Genomic DNA, 21,937 nt, shown 5'->3' with positions numbered 1-21,937 from the left:
CGCGACGGCGGGGGCCGGACCGGCCGGCCCCCGCCGCCCCCGTAGGATGCGGGGCTGTTCTCGATCGACAGCAGCACGACCGCAGCACGGGGGATCACCGATGGCACAGGGCTACCCGCCGCCCGCCCAGTACGGGCACCAGCCGCAGCAGCCGTACCCGCCGCAGTACGGGCAGCAGCCGTACCCGCCGCAGCAGGGTCACGGGCAGCCGCAGTACGGACAGCCGGCGTACGGGCAGCAGCAGGGTCACGGGCAGCCGCAGCCGTACGGGCAGCCGTCCCAGTACGGACAGCCGGCGTACGGTCAGCAGCCGTACCCGCAGCACCCGCAGCACCCGCAGCACCCGCAGCACGCCCAGCACGCGCAGCACCCGCCGGGGCCGGCCGTCCGGAACCAGGAGATGCCCGGGGTGCCCGAGCACGCCGACGACTTCTGGTGCTACCTGGGCGCCTTCCTGGACGGGCTGCTCGCGATCGTCGTCGGTCTGAAGACGGCTCAGGCGCTCACGGGGGAGGGCGGCTCGTTCGGCGCGTACGTCGGCACGGCGGCCGGCGTCGCGCTGGCCACCTCGTTCGTCAACCACGTGGTGCTCACCCGTCTGACCGCCTTCAGCGTGGGCAAGTTCCTGCTCGGCAGCCGGGTGGTGCGCCCCAAGACCCGCCGGACCCCGCTGGTGCGGCACCTGTTCAAGCGCTGGCTGCTCGGCTACGTGATCATCCTCAGCCTGGTCATCGACGACATGCCGGACTCCGAGGAGGCCTGCGGTGTGCGGATCGTCCGCCGCAGGGCCCTGCGCGCCGCCCGGCTCGGCTAGGCTGCCGCCGACACGACGATCACCATCCGTGAACGACCGACGATCACCGCGCGAGGAGTAGCCGATGGCCGGCGAGCCGCAGTCCGACTGCCTGTTCTGCAAGATCGTGGCGGGGGAGATCCCGGCGACGGTGGTCCGGGAGAGCGAGGGCACCCTCGCCTTCCGCGACATCAGCCCCAAGGCCCCCACCCACATCCTGGTCGTGCCCAAGGTGCACTACCCGAACGCCGCCGAACTGGCCGCCGCCGAGCCGAAGATCGCCGGTGAGCTGCTGGCCGAGGCGGGCGCGGTGGCCGAGGGCGAGGGCGTCACCGACTACCGGCTGATCTTCAACACCGGTGCGGGCGCGGGCCAGACCGTCTTCCACGCCCACGTCCACGTGCTCGGCGGCAAGCCGATGACCGAGGACATGGTCTGACCTTGTCCCAGCGCGAACTCGTCGTCCTCGGCACCGCCAGCCAGGTGCCCACCCGGCACCGCAACCACAACGGCTACCTGCTGCGCTGGGACGGCGAGGGCCTGCTGTTCGACCCCGGCGAGGGCACCCAGCGCCAGATGCTGCACGCCGGGGTCTCCGCCACGCAGATCACCCGGATCGCCGTCACGCACTTCCACGGCGACCACAGCCTGGGCCTGGCCGGGGTCATCCAGCGGATCAACCTGGACCGCGTCCCACACCCGGTGGACGTCTACTTCCCGGCCTCCGGCGAGGTCTACTTCGAACGGCTGCGGCACGCCACCGCCTTCCACGAGACCGCGGTGCTGCGCCCCCGTCCGATCGAGGAGCCCGGCCCGCTGCCCGCCCCCGGCGCCCGCTTCGCGCTGGACGCCGTCCGGCTCTCGCACCCCGTCGAGTCCTTCGGCTACCGCCTCACCGAGCCCGACGGTCGCCGCCTGGTGCCGGAGCGGCTGGCCGCCCTCGGCGTCGCGGGCCCGGACGTCGGCCGGCTCCAGCACCAGGGCGCCCTGGAGCTGGACGGGCGCCGGATCACCCTGGACGAGGTCAGCGAGCCCCGGCCCGGCCAGCGCTTCGCCTTCGTCATGGACACCCGGCTCTGCGACGGCGTCCACGAGCTCGCCGAGGGCGCCGACCTGCTGGTCATCGAGTCCACCTTCACCGACGCCGACGGCCACCTCGCCGAGGACCACGGCCACCTCACCGCCGGACAGGCCGCCAAGGTCGCCTCCGAGGCCGGTGCGCGCACCCTGGTCCTCACCCACTTCTCGCAGCGCTACCCCGACCTCACCCAGCACCTCGCCGAGGCCCGCGCCCACTTCGACGGCGAGATCGTGGTGGCCGAGGACCTCGCCCGGGTACCCGTACCCCCGCGGCGCTGAACGCGGCGCTGAACGCGGACGGACACCGGGCGCGTACGGGCACCGCGGGAGCGCGCGAAAACCGCTCGCGCCCGCGGCCCGCTCTGCCCCAGCATCGACGGGTGCGGCGTCGCCGCCCGCCACGGCGATCACGCCCGCGGCGTACCCTGGTGACCCCGGACCGACCGAGCGGCACCACGAGACACGGATGGGATGAGGCAGGCCCCAGCGCCGACCTATGAGTGACACATCGCAGACCCGTACCAACGGACAGTCGCGTCCCGAGCCGGCCGACGACGGCCGCACCAGCGCCCGGATCGTCATCCCCGAGAAGCACCCGATGGTCACCCTGCTCGGCACCGCGGACTCGCTGCTCCGGGTGATCGAGCGGGGTTTCCCCGCCGCCGACATCCACGTCCGCGGCAACGAGGTGACCGCCACCGGGGAACGCGCCGAGGTCGCCCTCGTCCAGCAGCTCTTCAACGAGATGATGCTGGTGCTGCGCACCGGCCAACCCCTGACGGAGGACTCCGTGGAGCGCTCCATCGCCATGCTCCGCAGCGCCGTGGACGACCCGGACAGCCCGGCGCCGTCCCAGGTGTTCACCGCGAACATCCTGTCCAACCGGGGCCGGACCATCCGCCCCAAGACCCTCAACCAGCAGCGCTACGTCGAGGCGATCGACCGCCACACCATCGTCTTCGGCCTCGGCCCGGCCGGCACCGGCAAGACCTACCTCGCGATGGCCAAGGCCGTCCAGGCCCTCCAGGCCAAGGAGGTCAACCGGATCATCCTGACCCGCCCGGCCGTCGAGGCGGGGGAGCGGCTGGGCTTCCTGCCCGGCACCCTCTACGAGAAGATCGACCCGTACCTGCGCCCGCTGTACGACGCGCTGCACGACATGATGGACCCGGACTCCATCCCGCGCCTGATGGCCGCCGGCACCATCGAGGTCGCGCCGCTCGCCTACATGCGCGGCCGCACCCTCAACGACGCCTTCATCATCCTCGACGAGGCCCAGAACACCTCGCCCGAGCAGATGAAGATGTTCCTCACCCGCCTCGGGTTCAACTCCCGGGTGGTCGTCACCGGCGACACCAGCCAGATCGACCTCCCGGGCAGCACCCGCAGCGGCCTGAAGGTCGTCCAGGAGATCCTGGCCGACGTGCCCGACATCCACTTCTCCGTCCTCACCAGCACCGACGTGGTCCGCCACAAGCTGGTCGGCCGGATCGTGGACGCGTACGAGCGCTGGGACGCCCGGCAGGAGGCCGAGGAGAACGCCCCCGCGGCCCGCAAGCCCGCCCCGCGGCGCAGCTCTCGCGCACCCCGACAGTCCCATCGCACCGAAAGCTGAGTAACCAGCCCGTCATGTCGATCGACATCGCCAACGAGTCCGGCCGGGACGCCGACGAGGAGTCCATCCTCGACGTCGCCCGCTACGCCCTGGACAAGATGCGGATCCACCCGCAGTCCGAACTGTCCGTGATCCTGGTGGACAGCGCGGCCATGGAGGAGCTGCACATCCAGTGGATGGACCTCCCGGGCCCCACGGACGTGATGTCCTTCCCGATGGACGAGCTGCGCCCCGGCAAGGAGGGCGAGGAGCTGCCGCAGGGCCTGCTCGGCGACATCGTGCTCTGCCCCGAGGTCGCCGAGCAGCAGGGCAAGGCGGCCCCGTCCCAGCACTCGATGGACGAGGAGCTGCAGCTGCTCACCGTCCACGGGGTGCTGCACGTCCTCGGCTACGACCACGAGGAGCCCGACGAGGAGGAGGAGATGTTCGCCCTCCAGAAGCGGATCCTCGACGGCTGGCGGGCCGGCCGGGGCCTCGGCGGGATCTCGCCGGCCCCCACCACCCACTGAGGCCCGGCGCCCGTGAGTGAGGGGAGTACGAGCTTCATCGTCGGTGCCGTGCTGCTCGTGGGGCTCGGCTGGCTGGCCGCGTGTGCGGAGGCAGGCATCTCGCGGGTCTCCCGGTTCCGGGCGGAGGAGGCCGTCCGGGCCGGCCGTCGGGGGTCGGCCCGGCTGCTGACCCTGGCCTCGGACCCGATCCGCTACCTCAACCTGGCCACCCTGATCCGGGTGGCCAGCGAGATGGCGGCGGCGGTCCTGGTCACCGTGGTGTGCGTGCGCAACCTGGACACCACCTGGCAGGCGGTGCTGCTGGCGTTCGGCGTGATGGTGCTGGTCTCGTTCGTGGCGGTGGGGGTCTCCCCGCGCACGATCGGCCGCCAGCACCCGCTGACCACGGTCACCGCGGCCTCCTTCGTGCTGCTGCCGCTGGCCCGGATCCTCGGGCCGATCCCGCGGCTGCTGATCCTGCTCGGCAACGCGCTGACCCCCGGCAAGGGGTACAAGGAGGGGCCGTTCGCCTCCGAGGCGGAGCTGCGGGCCCTGGTGGACCTCGCCGAGAAGGACGACCTGATCGAGGACGAGGAGCGCCGCATGGTGCACTCGGTCTTCGAGCTCGGCGACACCATCGTGCGCGAGGTGATGGTGCCGCGCACCGACCTGGTGATGATCGAGCGGCACAAGACCGTCCGGCAGGCGCTGACCCTGGCGCTGCGCTCCGGGTTCTCCCGGATCCCGGTGGTCGGCGACAACGAGGACGACGTGGTGGGCATCGTCTACCTCAAGGACCTCGTGCGCCGCACCCACATCAACCGGGACGCCGAGGCCGAGGAGATCGGCGGGGTGATGCGCCCGGCGGTCTTCGTCCCGGACTCCAAGCCGGCCGCCGACCTGCTGCGCGAGATGCAGCAGATGCGCTCGCACGTGGCGATCGTGATCGACGAGTACGGCGGCACGGCCGGCCTGGTGACCATCGAGGACATCCTGGAGGAGATCGTCGGTGAGATCACCGACGAGTACGACCGGGAGATGGCGCCGGTCGAGGACCTCGGGGACGGCTCGTTCCGGATCACCGCCCGACTGCTGGTCGAGGACCTGGGCGAGCTGTACGGCATCGCGATGGAGGACGAGGACGTCGAGACCGTCGGCGGCCTGCTCGCCAAGCACCTGGGCCGGGTGCCGATCCCCGGCTCGTCCTGCGAGATCCCGCTGCCGGAGGAGGCGCCCACCGAGCTGGTGGCGATCCGGCTGACCGCCGAGTCCTCGGCCGGCCGGCGCAACCGGATCGGCTCGATGGTGGCCGCCCCGGTCCGGAAGCCCTCCGAGGAGGAGCCGGACGGGCCCGCGGAGTGAGACCCGGTGACGGCGCCCGGTCCGGCCGAGTTGCCGGGCCGGGCGCCGTCGTCCGACCATGAGGTCATGACTCATCTACTGCGCGCGGAGTACGGCCCGCGGGGCCGGACGGGCGGGGTCAAGACCTGGCACGTGGTCCGGGACAACGATCCCTCGACGGCGATGTGCGGGCGGACCATGGGTGAGGACGCCGAGAACGAGAGCGAGGACGCCTGGGGGAAGACCGAGCGGCCCTGCTGCCAGCAGTGCGGCTCGCTCTACCTGCACGAGGCGCCGTTCCTCCCGGCGGACCACCAGGCATAGCGTTCCAGGACCATGGTGGAGGTCACCATGAAGCTGCAAGACGAACTGCCGGTCGACCACAAGCTGGCCCAGGTGTACCGGATCGGTGCCGGGCTCGGAGGGGTGTTCCTGCTGGTCTTCGGGTGCCTCGGCCTGGCCGGCCATCCGACCTTCCTGAACACCTCCGGGGACGAGGTCGCGGGGATGTCGACCAACGGGGCGCTCAGCATCCTGTCCCTCGTGGCCGGCGGCGTGCTGATCGTCGGCGCGCTGATCGGCGGGAACATCGCCTCCAACATCAACATGTCGGTCGGCGTGCTGTTCATCCTCTCCGGCTTCTACGGGCTCACGGTGCTCGGCCGGCCGGACGCGAACATCCTCAACTTCCGGATGTCCAACGTGCTGTTCGCCTTCATCTTCGGGTTCGCCGTGCTGACGTTCGGCATGTACGGCAGGGTGAGCAGCCACCTGCCGCACGACAACCCGTACTGGCGCAAGCGCACCGGGGAGGAGCAGGCGCTGCCGTCCGGTCCGAAGACCTTCGTGAAGGTGATGAAGCCCGGGCCGCCCAACCCGATCGGCCACTGATCCGACCCGATCGGCCACTGATCCGGGCCCCGATCCGGGGCGCCTATGCTCAGCGGCATGAGTGACATCGTCGAGCTCGACCCCGAAGACAAGAAGATCATCACCCTGGCCCGCTCCGCCCGCGCCCGCAACGGCGTCCCGGAGGGGGCCGCGGTGCGTGACGAGACCGGCCGCACCTACGTGGCCGGCACGGTGGCGCTGGACTCGCTGCGGCTGAGCGCGCTGCGCACGGCGGTGGCGATGGCGGTGGCCAGCGGCGCCCGTTCGCTGGAGGCGGCCGCGGTGGTCGGCGAGGCGCGGGAGCTGGCGGAGGACGACCTGGCGGCCGTCCGGGACCTCGGCGGCGCCGGCACGCCGGTGCTGCTGGCCGGTCCGGACGGGGTGCTGCGGCTGACCGCCGAGGCGCGCTGAGGCCCGGCGCCGGGCGGGCTCCGAACGGGCCCCGGCCGGCCGCCGCGGTGGCCGTGCCCATGGCCGCGCCCGTGGTCGTGGCGGGCGTCCGGGTGGGAGACCCGGGCGCCTTCCGCCGTCTGTCGGGCGGATAATCTCACCGGGGAGTGTGGCGGTGAGGGGGGCTGGGAGATGGGGCCGTACGCGTTCTTCGCGGGACTGCTGCTCGGGATCATGGGCATGGGCAAATGGCAGGAGACCGGCTCGCCGTTCTGGCTCTGGGGATCGGTCGCCTTCCTGCTGATCGTGCTGGTCTCCGGGCTGAGCGCCGCGTTCGGCGGCAAGAAGGAGTGAACGCCGGACGGTGACCCGGGGCGGCGACCGGCGGGCGGTCGGTTCCGCTCCGATCGATCAGGGAGAATGGGGCCCATGAGTGCCCCTTCCCCCTCCCCGTACCGCTCCGGCTTCGCGTGCTTCGTCGGCCGGCCCAACGCGGGCAAGTCGACGCTGACCAACGCCCTGGTGGGGACGAAGGTCGCGATCACCTCCGACCGCCCGCAGACCACCCGGCACACCGTGCGCGGCATCGTGCACCGCCCGGACGCGCAGCTCGTCCTGGTCGACACCCCCGGGCTGCACAAGCCCCGTACCCTCCTCGGCGAGCGCCTCAACGACCTGGTCCGCAGCACCTGGGCCGAGGTCGACGTGATCGGCTTCTGCCTGCCCGCCGACCAGAAGCTCGGCCCCGGCGACAAGTTCATCGCCAAGGAGCTCGCCGAGATCCGCAAGACCCCCAAGGTCGCCATCGTCACCAAGACCGACCTGGTCGACTCCAAGCGGCTGGCCGAGCAGCTGATCGCCGTCCACCAGCTCGGCGAGGAGCTGGGCTTCGAGTGGGCCGAGATCATCCCGGTCTCGGCGGTCGGCGACAAGCAGGTCGAGCTGGTCGGCGAGCTGATCGCCAAGCTGCTCCCGGAGGGCCAGCCGCTCTACCCGGACGGCGACCTCACCGACGAGCCCGAGCAGATCATGGTCGCCGAGCTGATCCGCGAGGCCGCGCTGGAGGGCGTCCGGGACGAACTGCCCCACTCGCTCGCGGTGGTGGTCGAGGAGATGCTGCCGCGCGAGGGCCGCCCGGCGGACCGTCCGCTGCTGGACATCCACGCCAACGTCTACATCGAGCGGCAGAGCCAGAAGGCGATCGTCATCGGCGCCAAGGGTTCACGGCTCAAGCACGTCGGCACCACGGCCCGCAAACACATCGAGGCGCTGCTCGGCACGCCGGTCTACCTCGACCTGCACGTCAAGGTGGCCAAGGACTGGCAGCGCGACCCCAAGCAGCTGCGCAAGCTCGGCTTCTGAACCGGCCCCCGGCGGGGGCGCGCGGCGGGCGGGAGCCCGTCACGCGCCCTCGCGCAGCACCAGCGAGACCAGCTCCCGCTGCGACTCGGTGAGCTTCGGGTCCGCGCAGTGCACCGTCCGGCCGTCGACGGTGATCTCGTAGTGGAAGCCGTCGGGCACCCCGTACGAGGGCGCCCGCAGCCCGCCCGCCACGGCCTCGCGGGCGAGGGCGTGGACGTGCGGGGCGTCCGTGCGCTCGGCGGTGTCGAGCTCCGCGCGGAGGACGATTCCCGCGAAGCCGCCGGTCCGGGTCACCTGGATACGCATGGTGTCCATGGTGCTACGCAGGGATGGGGTTTGCCGGGGTTTTCCCCGACCTTTGCCTTAAGCGGCCCTCAACCCGGGCTGATGCCCACCTGCGCCCAGGCCGCGGTGACCGTGTCGGCGAGCGCGCGGTCCTCCGGGTAGCGGGTCCGGGCCGCCGCCACGGTGGCCCGGGCGAAGAGCGTGAAGCCCGCGTTGGCGGTGATCCGCCGACCGGTCAGCGCGTCGTACCAGATCCGGCCGGCCCGCTCCCAGGCCGGTTCGTCGAGGGCGGTGGCGAGCCGGTAGAAGGCGTGGTTCGGTATGCCGGAGTTGATGTGCACCCCGCCCGCGTCCTGGGTAGTGCGCACGTAGTCGCGCATGTGGGCCGGCTGCGGGTCCTTGCCGAGCCGGGGGTCGTCGTACGCGGTGCCGGGCGCCCGCAGCGAGCGCAGCGCCGAGCCCTGCACCCCGGGGGCGAGCAGTCCGGCGCCGATCAGCCAGTCGGCCTCGCTCGCGTCCTGCCCCAGCGCGTACTGCTTGACCAGGGAGCCGAAGACGTCGGACATCGACTCGTTGAGCGCGCCGGACTGCCCGCGGTACTCCAGGCCGGCGGTGAACTGCGTGACGCCGTGGGCGAGTTCGTGGCCGATGATGTCGAGCGAGACGGTGAAGTCGTTGAAGATCACGCCGTCGCCGTCGCCGAAGACCATCCGGGAGCCGTCCCAGAAGGCGTTGTCGTAGCGGTGCCCGTAGTGGACGGTGGCCTCCAGGCGCATCCCGTAGCCGTCGATCGAGTGGCGCCCGTACGCCTCCTCGAAGAGCCGGTGGGTGGCGCCCAGGCCGTCGTAGGCGCGGTTGGCGGACTCGTCCGGGCAGGCCGGCTCGCCCTCGGAGCGGACGGTGCGCCCGGGCAGCTGCTCGGTGTGGCCGGTGTCGCAGACGATCCGCTCCAGGCGGGTCGAGCCGGACTGGGGGAGCATCGCGGCCAGCCGGGCCGTGCGGTGCACCGAGTCGAGGGCGAGGGAGCGGGTGGCGGGCGGGTGACCGTCCTCGGCGAGGCGGTCCAGGATGTACGGCGGGACGATCGCGCAGAGCGGCGTGTCTGCTGTCATGTCGCCCAGGGTGAGGCATTCATGACGTGTTGTCATCAGTGCGGACGGGGGCGCGTGGGCGCCCTCGGAGGTTCGCGGCGTGTCCACGGCGCCGTCTCAAGGAGTGGAAACGTCGCGCGGTTCACTTCGGGGTCGCGCTGCGCTGGGTTACGCTGGGAGACATCATGCGTCACGGGCTGCTTCTTCTTAGCTGCCGCGTCGAGGGCCTGTAGTCCATCAGGGGCCGGCTCCCTCGCCGCGGGGACTGTGCTGCGCGTATGTAACGGGCGATCCGTCGACGGATCGCGAGCGGCAGCAGGCCGGCCTGTCGGGTGTCCACTCCGCCCCGACCAGCCCCGCATCACAGGAAGACGAGAGTCAACTCCATGACCGAGCAGAGCTCCGCCGTGTCCATCCCCGCCGCCCGCGCGTTCGTCGACCGTCCGACCCCGATCACCGCCGCCTCCGTGCGCCAGCGCCCCTCGGGCATGCCGTTCCACCGCTACGTGCCCTTCGGCACCGTCGACCTGCCGGACCGCACCTGGCCCGACCAGGTGATCACCAAGGCCCCGCGCTGGCTGTCCACCGACCTGCGGGACGGCAACCAGGCGCTGATCGACCCGATGTCCCCGGCCCGCAAGCGCAAGATGTTCGACCTGCTGGTGGGCATGGGCTACAAGGAGATCGAGGTCGGCTTCCCGTCCTCCGGCGCCACCGACTTCGCCTTCGTACGGTCGCTGATCGAGGAGGGGGCGATCCCCGAGGACGTCACCATCTCGGTGCTGACCCAGGCGCGCGAGGACCTGATCGAGCGCACCGTGCAGTCCCTGAAGGGCGCGCCGCGCGCGACCGTCCACCTGTACAACGCGACCTCCCCGCTGTTCCGCCGGGTCGTGTTCAAGGGCAGCAAGGACGACATCAAGGCGATCGCGGTCGACGGCACCCGCCTGGTGATGGAGTACGCGGAGAAGCTGCTGGGCGAGGAGACCGTCCTGGGCTACGAGTACTCGCCGGAGATCTTCATCGACACCGAGCTGGACTTCGCGCTGGAGGTCTGCGAGGCGGTCATGGACGTCTGGCAGCCCGGCGAGGGCCGCGAGATCATCCTGAACCTGCCGACCACGGTCGAGCGCTCCACCCCGAACGTCTACGCCGACAAGATCGAGTGGATGTCGCGGAACCTGTCCCGCCGCGAGTTCGTCTGTCTGTCCACCCACCCGCACAACGACCGCGGCACCGGCGTGGCCTCCGCGGAGCTGGCCGTGATGGCCGGCGCCGACCGCGTCGAGGGCTGTCTGTTCGGCCAGGGCGAGCGGACCGGCAACCTGGACCTGGTCAACGTCGGGATGAACCTGTTCTCCCAGGGCGTCGACCCGATGATCGACTTCTCGGACATCGACGAGATCCGCCGCACCGCCGAGTACTGCAACCAGATGCCGGTGCCCGAGCGCCACCCCTACGCCGGCGACCTGGTGTACACCTCCTTCTCCGGCTCGCACCAGGACGCCATCAAGAAGGGCTTCGACGCCCTGGAGGCGGACGCGAAGGCGGCCGGCGTACCGGTCGGGCAGCACACCTGGGGCGTGCCGTACCTGCCGATCGACCCCAAGGACGTCGGCCGCAGCTACGAGGCGGTCATCCGGGTCAACAGCCAGTCCGGCAAGGGCGGCATCGCGTACGTCCTGAAGAACGACCACAAGCTGGACCTGCCGCGCCGGATGCAGATCGAGTTCTCCCGGATCATCCAGGCCAAGACCGACGCCGAGGGCGGCGAGGTCTCCCCGGCCGACATCTGGGCGGTCTTCCAGGACGAGTACCTGCCGACCACCGACAACCCGTGGGGCCGCGTCTCGCTGAGCGGATCGCGCACCCTGACCACCGAGGACGGCCGGGACGCGCTGACCGCCGAGGCCGTCGTGGACGGCGTCAAGGTCGCCCTGCAGGGCCACGGCAACGGTCCCGTCTCCGCCTTCGCCGACGCGCTGGCCCAGATCGGCGTGGACGTCCGGGTGCTGGACTACAGCGAGCACGCGCTGAGCGAGGGCGGCGACGCCCAGGCCGCCGCGTACGTGGAGTGCGCGGTGGACGGCAGGGTGATGTGGGGCGTCGGCGTCGACGGCAACACCGTGCTGGCCTCGCTGAAGGCGATGATCAGCGCCGTCAACCGCTCGCAGCGCGGCTGACCCCCACGAGTGGACCACGGCGGGCCGCCCTCCGGGGCGGCCCGCCCCGCTGTCCGGCCGGGGTGTGGCCTGCGCCACATTTTTCTCCGTTGGGGGTGCTGACACGTGCCCTTAACCGTGGCAACATCGACGCACCGGAGAACCGGGCCGGTGGGACGGTCCGGGTTCCGGTCGCGTGACCTGCCCATGGTTGTGGCAGGCCGCCTGCCATGTCTGGGGAGTTGGCGCCGTGACAGGGTTGTGGGGTGTCCGCCCGCGGTGGCGGACTGACGTTCTCGGTGACTTCTTCTGTCCAGGCTGCGGCGGAGACCGCAACTACCGCCGGCAGCACGGCCGGCGGTGGCTGCGGATCCTCGGCACCCCGGTGCTGCCGCTCGGCCCGGTCCTCGGCTGCGTGCAGTGCACCTTCTGCCACGGCCGCTACGGCGTCGAGAGCCTGGAACAGCCCACCTGCGTCCGCCTGACCGGGCTGCTGCGCGACGCGCAGTACACCGTCGCGCTGGCCATGCTGGCCGCCGGCGGCACCGGTCACCGCAACGCCCGCGAGGCGGCCTGCGGGGTGGTCCGGGAGGCCGGCTTCGACGACTGCGGCGAGGCCCAGGTCCTCGCGGCGCTCGCCGCGCTCTCCGGCCTCGGCGGCGAACTCTACGACGCCCACGAACTGGGGGCACCTCCCGGCCGGAGGCTGGGGGAGGCCGGCGGCCTCGCCGTCGAACTGCACGCCGCGCTCGAACCGCTCGCCCCCCACCTCGCCCGGCAGGGCCGCGAGCGGCTGGTGCTGCTCGGCGCCCAGATCGCCCTCTCCGACGGCCGCTACCTCCCGCAGGAGCGCGAGGCGCTGGCCGCCGTCGGACGCTGCCTGGACCTGCCGCAGGAGCGCGTCGCCGCGCTGCTGGAGGCGGCGACCCGCGCCCCGCGCTGACACCCGCCGATACCGTCCGCGGTGCCCGGGCGGGCCGTCACGGGTGGCGGGTCGGCGAGGGCGGGGGCTGGGGGACAATGGTGGGATGTCCACACTGTTCGAGGTCCGCCGATGAGCCTCTTCCGGGACGACGGCGTGGTGCTGCGGGCGCAGAAGCTCGGCGAGGCCGACCGGATCATCACCCTGCTCACCCGCCAGCACGGCAAGGTGCGCGCGGTGGCCCGCGGGGTGCGCAAGACCAAGTCCAAGTTCGGCGCCCGGCTGGAGCCGTTCTCCCACGTGGACGTGCAGTTCTTCAGCCGGGGGAGCGAGCTGGTCGGCCGCGGCCTGCCGCTCTGCACCCAGGTGGAGACCATCGCCCCGTACGGCGGGTCGATCGTCACCGACTACGGCCGCTACACCGCCGGGACGGCCATGCTGGAGACGGCGGAACGGTTCGCCGAGAACGAGGGCGAGCCGGCCGTGCAGCAGTACCTGCTGCTCGTGGGCGGACTGCGCACCCTCGCCGCCGGGCTGCACGAGTCCCACCTGGTGATGGACGCCTTCCTGCTGCGCTCGCTCGCGGTCAACGGGTACGGCGCGAGCTTCACCGACTGCGCCAAATGCGGTCTGGAGGGGCCGAACCGGTTCTTCTCCCTCCAGGCGGGCGGCGTGCTGTGCGCGGACTGCCGAGTGCCCGGTTGTGCCGTACCCTCCCCTGAGACACTGGTACTGCTCGGGGCGCTGTTGTCAGGGGACTGGCGGACGGCCGACGCCTGCGAGCCGCGGTACTGGCGGGAGGGCAGCGGCCTGGTCGCGGCCTATCTGCAGTGGCACCTGGAGCGGGGCATCCGCTCGATGAGATACGTGGAGAAGTGAGCACATGGCAGCGCGACGGCTCTTCGGCGGCGGCAAGCAGCGGACGTACGTCCCCCCGACCCCGCACCCCAGCGGCGCCCAGCCCCCGAAGATCCCCGGCGAGCTGGTCCCCAACCACGTCGCGATCGTCATGGACGGCAACGGACGCTGGGCGAAGGAGCGCGGCCTGCCGCGCACCGAGGGCCACAAGATCGGCGAGAGCGTGGTGCTGGACGTCCTGCGGGGCGCGATCGAGCTCGGCGTGAAGAACATCTCGCTGTACGCCTTCTCCACCGAGAACTGGAAGCGCTCGCCCGACGAGGTGAAGTTCCTGATGAACTTCAACCGGGACGTCATCCACCGCCGCCGCGACGAGATGGACGAGATGGGCGTCCGGGTGCGCTGGGCCGGCCGGATGCCCAAGCTGTGGAAGAGCGTCGTCCAGGAGCTCAAGGTCGCCGAGGAGCAGACCAAGGGGAACGACGCCGTGACGCTCTACATGTGCGTCAACTACGGCGGCCGGGCCGAACTGGCGGACGCCGCCCAGGCGATCGCGGCCGACGTCGCGGCCGGCCGGCTGGACCCGAAGAAGGTCAACGAGAAGACCATCGCCAAGTACCTGTACCACCCGGACATGCCGGACGTGGACCTCTTCCTGCGCCCCAGCGGCGAGCAGCGGACGTCCAACTTCCTGCTCTGGCAGTCCGCGTACGCCGAGTTCGTGTTCCAGGACGTGCTCTGGCCGGACTTCGACCGCCGCGACCTGTGGCGGGCCTGCGAGCAGTACGCGATGCGCGACCGCCGCTTCGGCGGCGCGATCCCGAACGAGGTGCCGGCCCCGGGCGGGCTGCCGGCGCAGCGCTGAGGCCGGCCACGCCGGAACGGCCGCAGGGCCCGCGGGACGACGTCCCGCGGGCCCTGCGCCGTGTGCTCCGTGCCCCGTGGGCAGGTGCCTCAGACCTTGCGCGCGCACTCCGAGCAGGCGCCGAAGATCTCCAGGGTGTGCGCGATGTCGCTGAACCCGTGCTCGGCGGCGACCGAGTTGGCCCAGCGCTCCACGGCCGGGCCCTCGACCTCGACGGTGGCGCCGCAGTGGCGGCAGACCAGGTGGTGGTGGTGCCCGCTGCTGCAACGGCGGTAGACGGCCTCGCCGTCGGCGGTGCGCAGCACGTCCACCTCGCCGGCGTCGGCGAGGGACTGCAGGGTGCGGTAGACCGTGGTCAGGCCCACCGAGTCACCCCGGTGCTTGAGCAGGTCGTGGAGCTCCTGCGCGCTGCGGAAGTCCGCGATCTCGTCCAGGGCCGCCGAGACGGCGGCGCGCTGCCGGGTCGAGCGGGCGCGCGGCGACTGGCCTGCGGTGGTCACCGTGGGTCCTCCTGGGGGTGTCGGCGTCTCGCACCTCATTGTGCCAGCCCCGCCCCGTGCACCGGTTCGGTCGCGTCGGAACCGGTCGGCCGGGGCAGTTGGACGTCGCACACCCGCGGCCCGGTGTCGGCGGCCGCGCGGTGCCGGCGGCGGGCCAGCGGGGTGGCGATCGCGGTGAACACGGCGAAGAGCACGATGGCGAGCAGCACGATGCTCGGGCCGGGCGGCAGCTCGGTCTCGAAGGAGGTGGTGACGCCGGTCAGCGAGACGATCACGCCGATGGCGATGGCGCCGGCCTGGGTGGCGGCGAAGGAGCGGGTGAGCTGCTGGGCCGCCACCACCGGGACCACCATCAGGGCGCTGACCAGCAGCAGCCCGACCACCCGCATCGCGACCGTGACGGTGACCGCGGCCATCACCGCGAGCAGCAGGTTGAGCAGCCGCACCGGCACGCCGGTGACCTTGGCGAAGTCCTCGTCCTGGCAGATCGCGAAGAGCTGGCGGCGCAGGCCCACGGTGACCGCGATCACCACGGCGCCGAGCACCGCGATGGTGACCAGGTCGGCGGGGGAGACGGTGAGGATCGAGCCCCACAGGTAGCTCTCCAGCGCGGTGGCCCCGCCGCCCTTGGAGGCCTTGGAGACCAGCAGCTTCCCGCAGGCCATACCGCCGTAGAAGAGCAGGGCGAGGGCGATGTCGCCGCGCTGGTTGCCGCGCGAGCGGACCAGCTCCATGGTGACGGCGCCGGCCACGCAGACCAGCACGGCCATCCAGACCGGGCTGGTCTGGAAGACGAAGCCGAGGCCGACGCCGGTCAGTGCGACGTGGCCCATGCCGTCGCCCATCAGCGCCTGGCGCCGCTGCACCAGGTAGATGCCGACGGCGGGGGCGGTGACGCCGACCAGTACGGCGGCGAGCAGCGCCCGCTGCATGAAGTCGTAACTGAGCATCTCGGTCAGGTCGATCATGCGAGCAGCCTCGGCGGGGTGTGGTCGGCGTGCGGGTGGACGTGGTCGTGGCCGGGCAGGGCGTGCAGACCGGTGTTGGGCACGGGCGGGCCGTCGTGGGCCACGCAGCCGTCGCGCAGCACCACCGCGCGGTCGATCAGCGGCTCCAGCGGGCCGAGTTCGTGCAGCACCAGCAGGACGGCGGTGCCGCGGTCCACCTCGGCGCGCAGGGTGTCGGCGAGCACCTGCTGGCTGGCGGCGTCCACGCCGGCCATCGGCTCGTCCATGATCAGCAGCTCGGGGGCGCCGACCAGGGCGCGGGCGATCAGCACCCGCTGCTGCTGGCCGCCGGAGAGGTCGCTGACGCCGTCCCGGGCGCGGTCCAGCATGCCGACGGTGGCCAGCGCGCGGTCCACGGCCTCGCGGTCCTTGCGGCGGAACGGCAGCAGCCGGTGCTGGGGCAACCGTCCGGTGGAGACGACCTCGCGCACGGTGGCCGGGACGCCGGAGGCGGCGGTGGTGCGCTGTGGCACGTACCCGATCCGGTGCCAGGCGCGGAACCGGCCGAACGGGGTGCCGAACAGCTCCAGTTCGCCGCGCTCCAGCGGGACGGCGCCGATCACGGTCTTGACGGTGGTGGACTTGCCGGAGCCGTTGGCGCCGAGCAGGGCGACCACCTCGCCGGCGCGGACCGTGAGGTCCACGCCGCGCAGCACCGGCCGGCCGCCCTGCGAGGCGACGGCGTTGCGGAGGCGGACGGCCGGTGGTGTGTCGGTGTTCATCGGGTGCTGTGGTCCCGTCAGCTGGTGGCCCCGAGGGCGGCCTGCAGGTTGGTGAGGTTCTGCTTCATCACGGACAGGTAGTCGTCCTTGGCCGGGTCCTTGACGCCCTCCAGCGGGTCGAGGACGGCGGTCTTCAGGCCCAGGTCCTTGGCGACCGTCTCGGCCAGCTTGGGGCTGACCAGGGTCTCGAAGAAGATCGTGGTGACGTCGTTCTCCCGGGCCGCCTTCTGCACGTCGGCGAGGCGGGCCGGGGTGGGCTCGGACTCGGGGTCGACGCCGTTGATGGCGACCTGGGTGAGGCCGTAGCGCTCGGCGAGGTAGCCGAAGGCGGTGTGGCTGGTGACGAAGGTCTTGGTCTTCGTGTTCCGCAGGCCGTCCTGGAACTCCTTGTCCAGGGCGGTGAGCGTGCCGACCAGCTCCTCGGTGTTCTTCCGGTAGTCGGCGGCGTGCGCGGGGTCGGCCTTGGCGAACTCGTCGCCGACGCTCCTGGCGACCGCCGCGTACCGCGTCGGGTCGAGCCACAGGTGCGGGTCGCCGGCGGCCCCGTCGTGGTCGTGGCCGTCGCCCTCGGAGTGGCCCTCCGCGAGGTGGTGGTCGACCAGCGGGCTGGCGGCGGTGGCGTCGATCCGGTGCTTGGAGTGGGACTGCTCCACCGCCTTGTCGACGGACGGCTGGAGGCCCTTGAGGTAGACGATCGCACCGGCCTTCTGCACGGCGCCGATCTGCTTGGCGGTGAGCTCCAGGTCGTGCGGCTCGACGCCGGCGGCGGTGAGCCCGGTGACCTTGACGTGCTCGCCGCCGATCCGCGAGGCGAGGAACTCCATCGGGTAGAAGGACGCGACGACGTTCAGCTTGCCGTCCGTGCCCTTGGCGCTGCTGTCGCCGCCGCACGCCGTGAGGAGCAGCGAGGCGGCGAGGGCGGTGGCGGTCAGGGCTATGGAGGCTCGTGCGCGTCGTCGGATCATCATGACAACCATTCTCATCTTAGATGGAAATGATTGTCAAATCACTCGGACGGCCGAATGGTGGGGATCCTGCGGGTGAGCTGTGCGAGTCGTACGGTGGCCGCGGCTCCTTCACGGTCCGGTCGGAACCGATTTGAATCACGTACCCGTATGGCCGGTAATCTGAGGTATTCGGGTACGCGCAACCAGCCGTGCCCTGACCGCGCCGTCGTACTGAAGAGAGCACTGTGGCCGCCGACAAGATCGAGACGATCGTCAGCCTGAGCAAGCGCCGTGGCTTCGTCTACCCCTGCAGCGAGATCTATGGTGGCACGCGTGCCGCCTGGGACTACGGGCCGCTGGGCGTCGAGCTCAAGGAGAACATCAAGCGCCAGTGGTGGCGCGCGATGGTCCAGGCGCGGGAGGACGTCGTCGGACTCGACTCGTCGGTCATCCTGGCCCGCGAGGTCTGGGAGGCCTCCGGCCACGTCGCGACCTTCAACGACCCGCTGACCGAGTGCCTCTCCTGCCACAAGCGCCACCGGGCCGACCACCTGGAGGAGAAGTACGAGGCCAAGCACGGCTACCCGCCGGCCAACGGCCTCCAGGACATCAACTGCCCCGACTGCGGCACCAAGGGCTCCTTCACCGAGCCCAAGGAGTTCTCGGGCATGCTGAAGACCCACCTCGGCGTCACCGAGGAGGCCGGCGGCCTGGCCTACCTGCGCCCGGAGACCGCGCAGGGCATCTTCACCAACTTCAGCGCCGTGCAGACCACCTCGCGCAAGAAGCCGCCGTTCGGCATCGCCCAGGTCGGCAAGAGCTTCCGCAACGAGATCACCCCCGGCAACTTCATCTTCCGGACCCGCGAGTTCGAGCAGATGGAGATGGAGTTCTTCGTCAAGCCGGGCGAGGACGACGAGTGGCACGAGTACTGGCTCCAGCAGCGCTGGGACTGGTACGTCGGCCTCGGCCTGCGCACCGAGAACATGCGCCTCTTCGAGCACCCGAAGGAGAAGCTCTCCCACTACGCCAAGCGCACGGTGGACATCGAGTACCGCTTCAACTTCGGCGGCCAGGAGTTCTCGGAGCTGGAGGGCATCGCCAACCGCACCGACTACGACCTGTCCGTCCACAGCGAGCACTCCGGCAAGGACCTCAGGTACTTCGACCAGGAGTCCGGCGACCGGTACTTCCCGTACGTCATCGAGCCGGCGGCCGGCCTCAACCGCGCCATGCTGGCCTTCCTGCTCGACGCCTACTTCGAGGACGAGGCGCCCAACGCCAAGGGCGTCATGGAGAAGCGCGTCGGCATGCGGCTGGACCCGCGCCTGGCCCCGGTCAAGGTCGCGGTGCTGCCGCTGTCGCGCAACGCCGACCTCTCGCCGAAGGCCCGCGGCCTGGCCGCCGACCTGCGCACCGCCTGGAACGTCGAGTTCGACGACGCCGGCGCGATCGGCAAGCGCTACCGCCGCCAGGACGAGATCGGCACGCCGTTCTGCGTCACCGTCGACTTCGACACCCTCGAGGACAACGCGGTGACCGTGCGCGAGCGCGACACCATGGCCCAGGAGCGCGTCTCGCTCGACCAGGTGAAGTCCTACCTGGCCGCGCGACTGATCGGCTGCTGAGTCCGGTACGTCGGGGGAGCCCCCGTGCGCCTTCGGGTGTGCGGGGGCTCTCTGCTGTCGTGGGGGCGTGACGTCGGTCGGTCGGGGGCTACATCGGCTGCGGGGGCTGCTGGCGCCGGTTCCACCAGGAGCGGCGGGGGCCGGCCGGGGTGACCGGCAGGTCGGCCGAGCGCAGCGCGGCCAGCGTGGTGCGGTGGCGGGCCTGGTCGGCGAGCAGGGCGGTCAGCAGCTCGTCGTACAGCTCGCGGTGGCCGAGCAGCGCCGTGGCGGTGCGCACCAGGTCGCCGGGCGGGCGCAGCGCGGGCAGTTCCCGCAGCAGGACGGAGGCCAGCGGCGCCGGGAGCGCGGTGGCCAGGTCGGCGAGCTCGCCGACCTGGCGCCCGGCCGCCTGGCGCAGCAGCGTGCGGACGTCCACGCCGCGGCCCGAGCCGTGCAACCCGGCTGCCAGCGCGGCGAGTTCGGGTATCGGGGCGGAGCCCCACTCCCAGAGCAGGGTGGGCCCGTCGGCGTGCTGGCCGGCGTCCTCCAGGGCGGCCAGCAGGGCGGGCAGCGCGGTGGCCGGGTAGCTCCACAGCGTGTGGAACAACGCGGCGGCCTCCTCGGCCAGTTCGGCCTTCCGTAGCTCGGCCAGGGTCCGCGCGGCCTGCCGCGGGGCGGCCTGGGCGGCGGCCCGGACCAGCTGCGCGGCGGCGCCCTGCGGTCCGCGCCGGCCGAGCAGCCCGGCGAGGTGGGCCACGTCGGCCGGGGCCAGCAGGGTGGCGGCCTGGGTGAGCAGTTCGGCGAGTTCGCGGGTGGCGGCGTGCTGGTGCAGGGTGGCCACCCGCTCGGCCATGGCGGCGAGTTCATTGGCGCTGCGGCGCCGGGGCGGGGCGGGGGGCTCGGGCGGTGCGACCGGTGCGGGCGGCGCGACGGGTGCGGGTGCGGCGGCCGGGGCCGGCGGCGGTGCCGCGGCGGCCGGGGCCTCCGGGCGGCGGGGGTGGGCGTCCGCCGGGGAGCCGGTCGCCTGCCGGGGGATGAGGTCGCGCAACCGGCCCTCGGCGGAGTGGAGTTGGTCGCTCAGCTCCAGGCAGCGCGTGCCCAGCCCCTCGCGCAGCGTGCGCGCCTGGGTCAGCTGCCGCAGCAGCCCCTCCTCCGGGGCCGGGCCGGCCTGGCGCACGGCGTCGGCCAACCGCCGCTCCCGCACCGTGGCGTACTGCCGGGCGCGCAGCAACTCGTCGAGCTCGGAGCGCAGTTCGGCCACGTCCTGCTCCGTGTGGCCGACCGGATGGGTGCGTTGGTCCGCTTGTGTGGTCCGCATGGTGATCATCCCGCCGTTTGTGTGCCTGACCCTGACATCTGGTCATCCTGGCGTCGTAATACGGCCGGAGCGTTACATCCGTACGTCCACTGGTTGGCAACTCGCGTCCGGGAGGGCGCACCCGGCCCTCCCGGCACTCCCGGCGAGCGGCACGGCGGCGGCCGCGCGGGGCGATCGGGGTGCCTATCGCGCTGTCGGGGCGGTCACCCGGCGAGCCGGGTGCGGGTCTCCATCAGGGCGAAGCCGAGCAGGTTCTCCCCGCGCCAGCTCGCCGGGTGCTCCGCACGCTCGTCGTCCGCCGCCAGCCCGATGCCCCAGATCCGGTCCATCGGGCTCGCCTCCACCAGGACCCGCCCGCCGGTGCCGAGCAGGTACTCCCGCAGCGCCTCGTCCTGCCCGAACTTGGCGAGGTTGCCCTCGACGACGAGCTCGAAGCGTCCGGCCGTCCACACCGCGTCCCGGAAGCCGCGGACCTGCCGGCCCAGCTTCTTCGCCTCGGCGGGGGACTTCGCGGCCAGGATCCGCGGCACGATCGCCTCGTCGCCGAACATCCGCGCCTTGCCCGCCATCATCCAGTGCTCGGCGGTGGCGTACCGCACCCCGTCCACGGTGAAGGCGGACGGCCACCACTGGCTGAGCGATCCCGGCCCGATCGAGCCGTCCCGCTGCGGCCGGTGTCCCCAGAACATCAGCCACCTGGGCCTGGCCCCGGCCGCCACCGCCGCCACCAGGTCGGCCCGGTTGCGGGCGTCCAGCGGGTTCCCGATCTCCACGTTCGTCATATCGTCATGCTGACACAAAGGGGTGGCCGGCGGCCAATGAATTGATCCCGCTACCCCTGGTACTCCCACGGGTTCAGCGTGAGGGCGCCCGTACGGGCGAGGTGCTTGATGTTGCGGCTGGCCACGGTCCAACCGTTCGCGATCGCAGTCGCGGCGATCAATGTGTCGGGCGGATCGACGGTCGATCCCGCGCGTTTGAGCGTGCGGTGCACATCGAGGTAGGCGCGGGCCTCCACCTCCCCGATGGCGGCGATCCGGCCGTGGTACTCGTGGCGGATGCCATGAAGGGCCAGTTCGAGAACGCCTCGGCGTACCGGGTCCGACACCAGCGCGACGCCCGCCTCGATCTCGGCGATGGTGATGACGCTCAGGAACAGGTCGGGAGCCGGGATCGAGCGGATCCAGGCGAGGACGGCCGGTGCGGGCCTCGGCCGGCTGGTGAGCTCGGCGACCACGTTCGTGTCGAGAAGGTAGATCACTCGCCGTTCGCCGTGTCGTCGTAGGAGCGGTCTCCGAAGTCCAGCCCGTCGAAGGGCGTCGACAGCAGGTGATCGACGAAACCGTCGCCGCCGAGGGTCGCCCAGCGGTGGATCATCTCGGGCAGGGCGGCGATGTCGGTGTCCGCGAGTTCGGCGTCGAAGTGCTCGGCCTGTTCGGGGGCCAGGGCTTCGCGGATCTCCCGGATGGTCCTGAGCGGGTGGGATTCGGGCGGGCGGTGCGCCGGGAGTGGCAGGTCCGAGGCGGTGCTCATGATCAACTCCTCCACGTCGAGTCCCGTGCGGTTCCCCTTCGGCCACCAGCCTAGCCGCGCGGTGCCCGCGCGGCGGGAACGATCGGGCGGATCGACCGGTGGTGACGGCAGGTGCGCGGGACCGACCGGTCCCGCGCACCTGGTGACCGAGGAAAGATCG

General features: G+C 71.9%; 27 protein-coding genes. 16 read left to right on the top strand and 11 right to left on the bottom strand.

The window, feature by feature from the left end:
- Positions 1–94: 94 nt before the first annotated feature.
- Positions 95–421, bottom strand: a complete 327-nt coding sequence (locus ACWEQL_RS07490; RefSeq protein ID WP_452149242.1) for a hypothetical protein — start codon at positions 419–421, stop codon at positions 95–97.
- Between ACWEQL_RS07490 and ACWEQL_RS07485 the strand changes: the two genes are divergently transcribed.
- From ACWEQL_RS07485 to era, 11 genes are all read left to right on the top strand, one after another.
- Positions 410–814 carry an RDD family protein gene (locus ACWEQL_RS07485; RefSeq protein WP_452149241.1) on the top strand — a complete coding sequence of 135 codons (405 nt, stop codon included), beginning with the start codon at positions 410–412 and terminating at the stop codon, positions 812–814. The two genes, ACWEQL_RS07490 and ACWEQL_RS07485, sit on opposite strands and share 12 nt — an antisense overlap.
- Before the next feature lie 64 nt (positions 815–878).
- On the top strand, positions 879–1,232 hold the full coding sequence (locus ACWEQL_RS07480) for a histidine triad nucleotide-binding protein (RefSeq protein ID WP_452149240.1): 354 nt from the start codon (positions 879–881) through the stop codon (positions 1,230–1,232).
- A 2-nt stretch (positions 1,233–1,234) separates the two neighbouring features.
- Positions 1,235–2,152, top strand: a complete 918-nt coding sequence (locus ACWEQL_RS07475; RefSeq protein ID WP_452149239.1) for a ribonuclease Z — start codon at positions 1,235–1,237, stop codon at positions 2,150–2,152.
- A gap of 217 nt (positions 2,153–2,369) precedes the next feature.
- Positions 2,370–3,488, top strand: coding sequence for a PhoH family protein (locus tag ACWEQL_RS07470; protein WP_452149238.1), 1,119 nt, complete (start codon positions 2,370–2,372; stop codon positions 3,486–3,488).
- A 14-nt stretch (positions 3,489–3,502) separates the two neighbouring features.
- A complete protein-coding gene (gene ybeY / locus ACWEQL_RS07465; RefSeq protein ID WP_452149237.1) occupies positions 3,503–3,997 on the top strand; it encodes an rRNA maturation RNase YbeY in 495 nt (164 codons plus the stop codon).
- A gap of 12 nt (positions 3,998–4,009) precedes the next feature.
- Positions 4,010–5,338: a hemolysin family protein gene (locus tag ACWEQL_RS07460; protein WP_452149236.1), complete on the top strand. Its 1,329-nt coding sequence runs from the start codon at positions 4,010–4,012 to the stop codon at positions 5,336–5,338.
- Between the two features lie 66 nt (positions 5,339–5,404).
- The gene (locus tag ACWEQL_RS07455; protein WP_452149235.1) at positions 5,405–5,641 is read left to right on the top strand and encodes a hypothetical protein; all 237 of its coding nucleotides are present in this window, start codon (positions 5,405–5,407) and stop codon (positions 5,639–5,641) included.
- Between the two features lie 27 nt (positions 5,642–5,668).
- Positions 5,669–6,208, top strand: coding sequence for a DUF4383 domain-containing protein (locus tag ACWEQL_RS07450; RefSeq protein ID WP_452149234.1), 540 nt, complete (start codon positions 5,669–5,671; stop codon positions 6,206–6,208).
- A 57-nt stretch (positions 6,209–6,265) separates the two neighbouring features.
- On the top strand, positions 6,266–6,619 hold the full coding sequence (locus tag ACWEQL_RS07445) for a cytidine deaminase (protein ID WP_452149233.1): 354 nt from the start codon (positions 6,266–6,268) through the stop codon (positions 6,617–6,619).
- 171 nt (positions 6,620–6,790) lie between these two features.
- A complete protein-coding gene (locus ACWEQL_RS07440) occupies positions 6,791–6,952 on the top strand; it encodes a hypothetical protein (RefSeq protein ID WP_452149232.1) in 162 nt (53 codons plus the stop codon).
- Positions 6,953–7,027: 75 nt separating this feature from the next.
- Positions 7,028–7,960, top strand: a complete 933-nt coding sequence (gene era / locus ACWEQL_RS07435) for a GTPase Era (protein ID WP_452149231.1) — start codon at positions 7,028–7,030, stop codon at positions 7,958–7,960.
- A gap of 39 nt (positions 7,961–7,999) precedes the next feature.
- Here the strand turns inward: era and ACWEQL_RS07430 are convergent, their stop codons facing one another.
- Both ACWEQL_RS07430 and ACWEQL_RS07425 read right to left on the bottom strand, forming a co-directional pair.
- Entirely contained in the window at positions 8,000–8,266 is a 267-nt protein-coding gene (locus tag ACWEQL_RS07430) for a protealysin inhibitor emfourin (protein WP_452149230.1), read from the bottom strand.
- A gap of 68 nt (positions 8,267–8,334) precedes the next feature.
- The gene (locus ACWEQL_RS07425; RefSeq protein WP_452149229.1) at positions 8,335–9,357 is read right to left on the bottom strand and encodes a M4 family metallopeptidase; all 1,023 of its coding nucleotides are present in this window, start codon (positions 9,355–9,357) and stop codon (positions 8,335–8,337) included.
- 365 nt (positions 9,358–9,722) lie between these two features.
- Here ACWEQL_RS07425 and leuA point away from each other — a divergent pair, with 365 nt between their 5' ends.
- The 4 genes from leuA to ACWEQL_RS07405 all read left to right on the top strand — a co-directional run bounded on the left by leuA (position 9,723) and on the right by ACWEQL_RS07405 (position 14,143).
- Positions 9,723–11,519, top strand: coding sequence for a 2-isopropylmalate synthase (gene leuA, locus ACWEQL_RS07420; protein WP_452149228.1), 1,797 nt, complete (start codon positions 9,723–9,725; stop codon positions 11,517–11,519).
- Positions 11,520–11,748: 229 nt separating this feature from the next.
- Positions 11,749–12,441, top strand: a complete 693-nt coding sequence (locus ACWEQL_RS07415) for a TerB family tellurite resistance protein (RefSeq protein WP_452149227.1) — start codon at positions 11,749–11,751, stop codon at positions 12,439–12,441.
- Between the two features lie 111 nt (positions 12,442–12,552).
- Positions 12,553–13,299 (top strand): DNA repair protein RecO, encoded by a 747-nt coding sequence (recO, locus tag ACWEQL_RS07410; RefSeq protein ID WP_452149226.1) that lies wholly within the window; start codon positions 12,553–12,555, stop codon positions 13,297–13,299.
- Positions 13,300–13,303: 4 nt separating this feature from the next.
- Positions 13,304–14,143, top strand: coding sequence for an isoprenyl transferase (locus ACWEQL_RS07405; RefSeq protein WP_452149225.1), 840 nt, complete (start codon positions 13,304–13,306; stop codon positions 14,141–14,143).
- 89 nt (positions 14,144–14,232) lie between these two features.
- Here ACWEQL_RS07405 and ACWEQL_RS07400 read toward each other — a convergent pair whose 3' ends face one another.
- The 4 genes from ACWEQL_RS07400 to ACWEQL_RS07385 are packed head-to-tail and all read right to left on the bottom strand — an operon-like array spanning position 14,233 to position 17,340.
- Entirely contained in the window at positions 14,233–14,643 is a 411-nt protein-coding gene (locus ACWEQL_RS07400; protein ID WP_452149224.1) for a Fur family transcriptional regulator, read from the bottom strand.
- A gap of 35 nt (positions 14,644–14,678) precedes the next feature.
- Positions 14,679–15,611 (bottom strand): metal ABC transporter permease, encoded by a 933-nt coding sequence (locus ACWEQL_RS07395; RefSeq protein ID WP_452149223.1) that lies wholly within the window; start codon positions 15,609–15,611, stop codon positions 14,679–14,681.
- Positions 15,608–16,372 carry a metal ABC transporter ATP-binding protein gene (locus ACWEQL_RS07390; protein WP_452149222.1) on the bottom strand — a complete coding sequence of 255 codons (765 nt, stop codon included), beginning with the start codon at positions 16,370–16,372 and terminating at the stop codon, positions 15,608–15,610. The genes ACWEQL_RS07395 and ACWEQL_RS07390 overlap by 4 nt, the downstream gene beginning before the upstream one ends.
- 17 nt (positions 16,373–16,389) lie before the next feature.
- The gene (locus tag ACWEQL_RS07385; RefSeq protein WP_452149221.1) at positions 16,390–17,340 is read right to left on the bottom strand and encodes a metal ABC transporter substrate-binding protein; all 951 of its coding nucleotides are present in this window, start codon (positions 17,338–17,340) and stop codon (positions 16,390–16,392) included.
- 224 nt (positions 17,341–17,564) lie between these two features.
- Between ACWEQL_RS07385 and ACWEQL_RS07380 the strand changes: the two genes are divergently transcribed.
- On the top strand, positions 17,565–18,947 hold the full coding sequence (locus ACWEQL_RS07380) for a glycine--tRNA ligase (RefSeq protein ID WP_452149220.1): 1,383 nt from the start codon (positions 17,565–17,567) through the stop codon (positions 18,945–18,947).
- An 88-nt stretch (positions 18,948–19,035) separates the two neighbouring features.
- On the opposite strand, the gene ACWEQL_RS07375 is transcribed toward ACWEQL_RS07380, so the two are convergent.
- The 4 genes from ACWEQL_RS07375 to ACWEQL_RS07360 all read right to left on the bottom strand — a co-directional run bounded on the left by ACWEQL_RS07375 (position 19,036) and on the right by ACWEQL_RS07360 (position 21,777).
- Complete coding sequence (locus ACWEQL_RS07375; RefSeq protein WP_452149219.1) at positions 19,036–20,253, bottom strand: hypothetical protein; 1,218 nt, start codon at positions 20,251–20,253, stop codon at positions 19,036–19,038.
- Between the two features lie 194 nt (positions 20,254–20,447).
- A complete protein-coding gene (locus ACWEQL_RS07370) occupies positions 20,448–21,026 on the bottom strand; it encodes an NADAR family protein (RefSeq protein WP_452149218.1) in 579 nt (192 codons plus the stop codon).
- Between the two features lie 50 nt (positions 21,027–21,076).
- Positions 21,077–21,505 (bottom strand): PIN domain-containing protein, encoded by a 429-nt coding sequence (locus tag ACWEQL_RS07365; protein ID WP_452149217.1) that lies wholly within the window; start codon positions 21,503–21,505, stop codon positions 21,077–21,079.
- Positions 21,502–21,777: a hypothetical protein gene (locus ACWEQL_RS07360; RefSeq protein WP_452149216.1), complete on the bottom strand. Its 276-nt coding sequence runs from the start codon at positions 21,775–21,777 to the stop codon at positions 21,502–21,504. The genes ACWEQL_RS07365 and ACWEQL_RS07360 overlap by 4 nt, the downstream gene beginning before the upstream one ends.
- Between the last annotated feature and the right edge of the window lie 160 nt (positions 21,778–21,937).

The organism is Kitasatospora sp. NPDC004240 (genome assembly GCF_053603215.1).
This window is presented reverse-complemented; position numbering and strand designations above follow the sequence as displayed.

Coding starts and splice junctions, on each gene's coding strand:
- ACWEQL_RS07480 (WP_452149240.1), top strand. CDS start 879: ATGGCCGGCGAGCCGCAGTCCGACTGCCTGTTCTGCAAGATCGTGGCG.
- ACWEQL_RS07470 (WP_452149238.1), top strand. CDS start 2,370: ATGAGTGACACATCGCAGACCCGTACCAACGGACAGTCGCGTCCCGAG.
- ybeY (WP_452149237.1), top strand. CDS start 3,503: ATGTCGATCGACATCGCCAACGAGTCCGGCCGGGACGCCGACGAGGAG.
- ACWEQL_RS07455 (WP_452149235.1), top strand. CDS start 5,405: ATGACTCATCTACTGCGCGCGGAGTACGGCCCGCGGGGCCGGACGGGC.
- ACWEQL_RS07450 (WP_452149234.1), top strand. CDS start 5,669: ATGAAGCTGCAAGACGAACTGCCGGTCGACCACAAGCTGGCCCAGGTG.
- ACWEQL_RS07445 (WP_452149233.1), top strand. CDS start 6,266: ATGAGTGACATCGTCGAGCTCGACCCCGAAGACAAGAAGATCATCACC.
- ACWEQL_RS07440 (WP_452149232.1), top strand. CDS start 6,791: ATGGGGCCGTACGCGTTCTTCGCGGGACTGCTGCTCGGGATCATGGGC.
- era (WP_452149231.1), top strand. CDS start 7,028: ATGAGTGCCCCTTCCCCCTCCCCGTACCGCTCCGGCTTCGCGTGCTTC.
- ACWEQL_RS07430 (WP_452149230.1), bottom strand. CDS start 8,266: ATGCGTATCCAGGTGACCCGGACCGGCGGCTTCGCGGGAATCGTCCTC.
- ACWEQL_RS07425 (WP_452149229.1), bottom strand. CDS start 9,357: ATGACAGCAGACACGCCGCTCTGCGCGATCGTCCCGCCGTACATCCTG.
- leuA (WP_452149228.1), top strand. CDS start 9,723: ATGACCGAGCAGAGCTCCGCCGTGTCCATCCCCGCCGCCCGCGCGTTC.
- recO (WP_452149226.1), top strand. CDS start 12,553: ATGAGCCTCTTCCGGGACGACGGCGTGGTGCTGCGGGCGCAGAAGCTC.
- ACWEQL_RS07405 (WP_452149225.1), top strand. CDS start 13,304: ATGGCAGCGCGACGGCTCTTCGGCGGCGGCAAGCAGCGGACGTACGTC.
- ACWEQL_RS07395 (WP_452149223.1), bottom strand. CDS start 15,611: ATGATCGACCTGACCGAGATGCTCAGTTACGACTTCATGCAGCGGGCG.
- ACWEQL_RS07390 (WP_452149222.1), bottom strand. CDS start 16,372: ATGAACACCGACACACCACCGGCCGTCCGCCTCCGCAACGCCGTCGCC.
- ACWEQL_RS07385 (WP_452149221.1), bottom strand. CDS start 17,340: ATGATGATCCGACGACGCGCACGAGCCTCCATAGCCCTGACCGCCACC.
- ACWEQL_RS07375 (WP_452149219.1), bottom strand. CDS start 20,253: ATGATCACCATGCGGACCACACAAGCGGACCAACGCACCCATCCGGTC.
- ACWEQL_RS07370 (WP_452149218.1), bottom strand. CDS start 21,026: ATGACGAACGTGGAGATCGGGAACCCGCTGGACGCCCGCAACCGGGCC.
- ACWEQL_RS07360 (WP_452149216.1), bottom strand. CDS start 21,777: ATGAGCACCGCCTCGGACCTGCCACTCCCGGCGCACCGCCCGCCCGAA.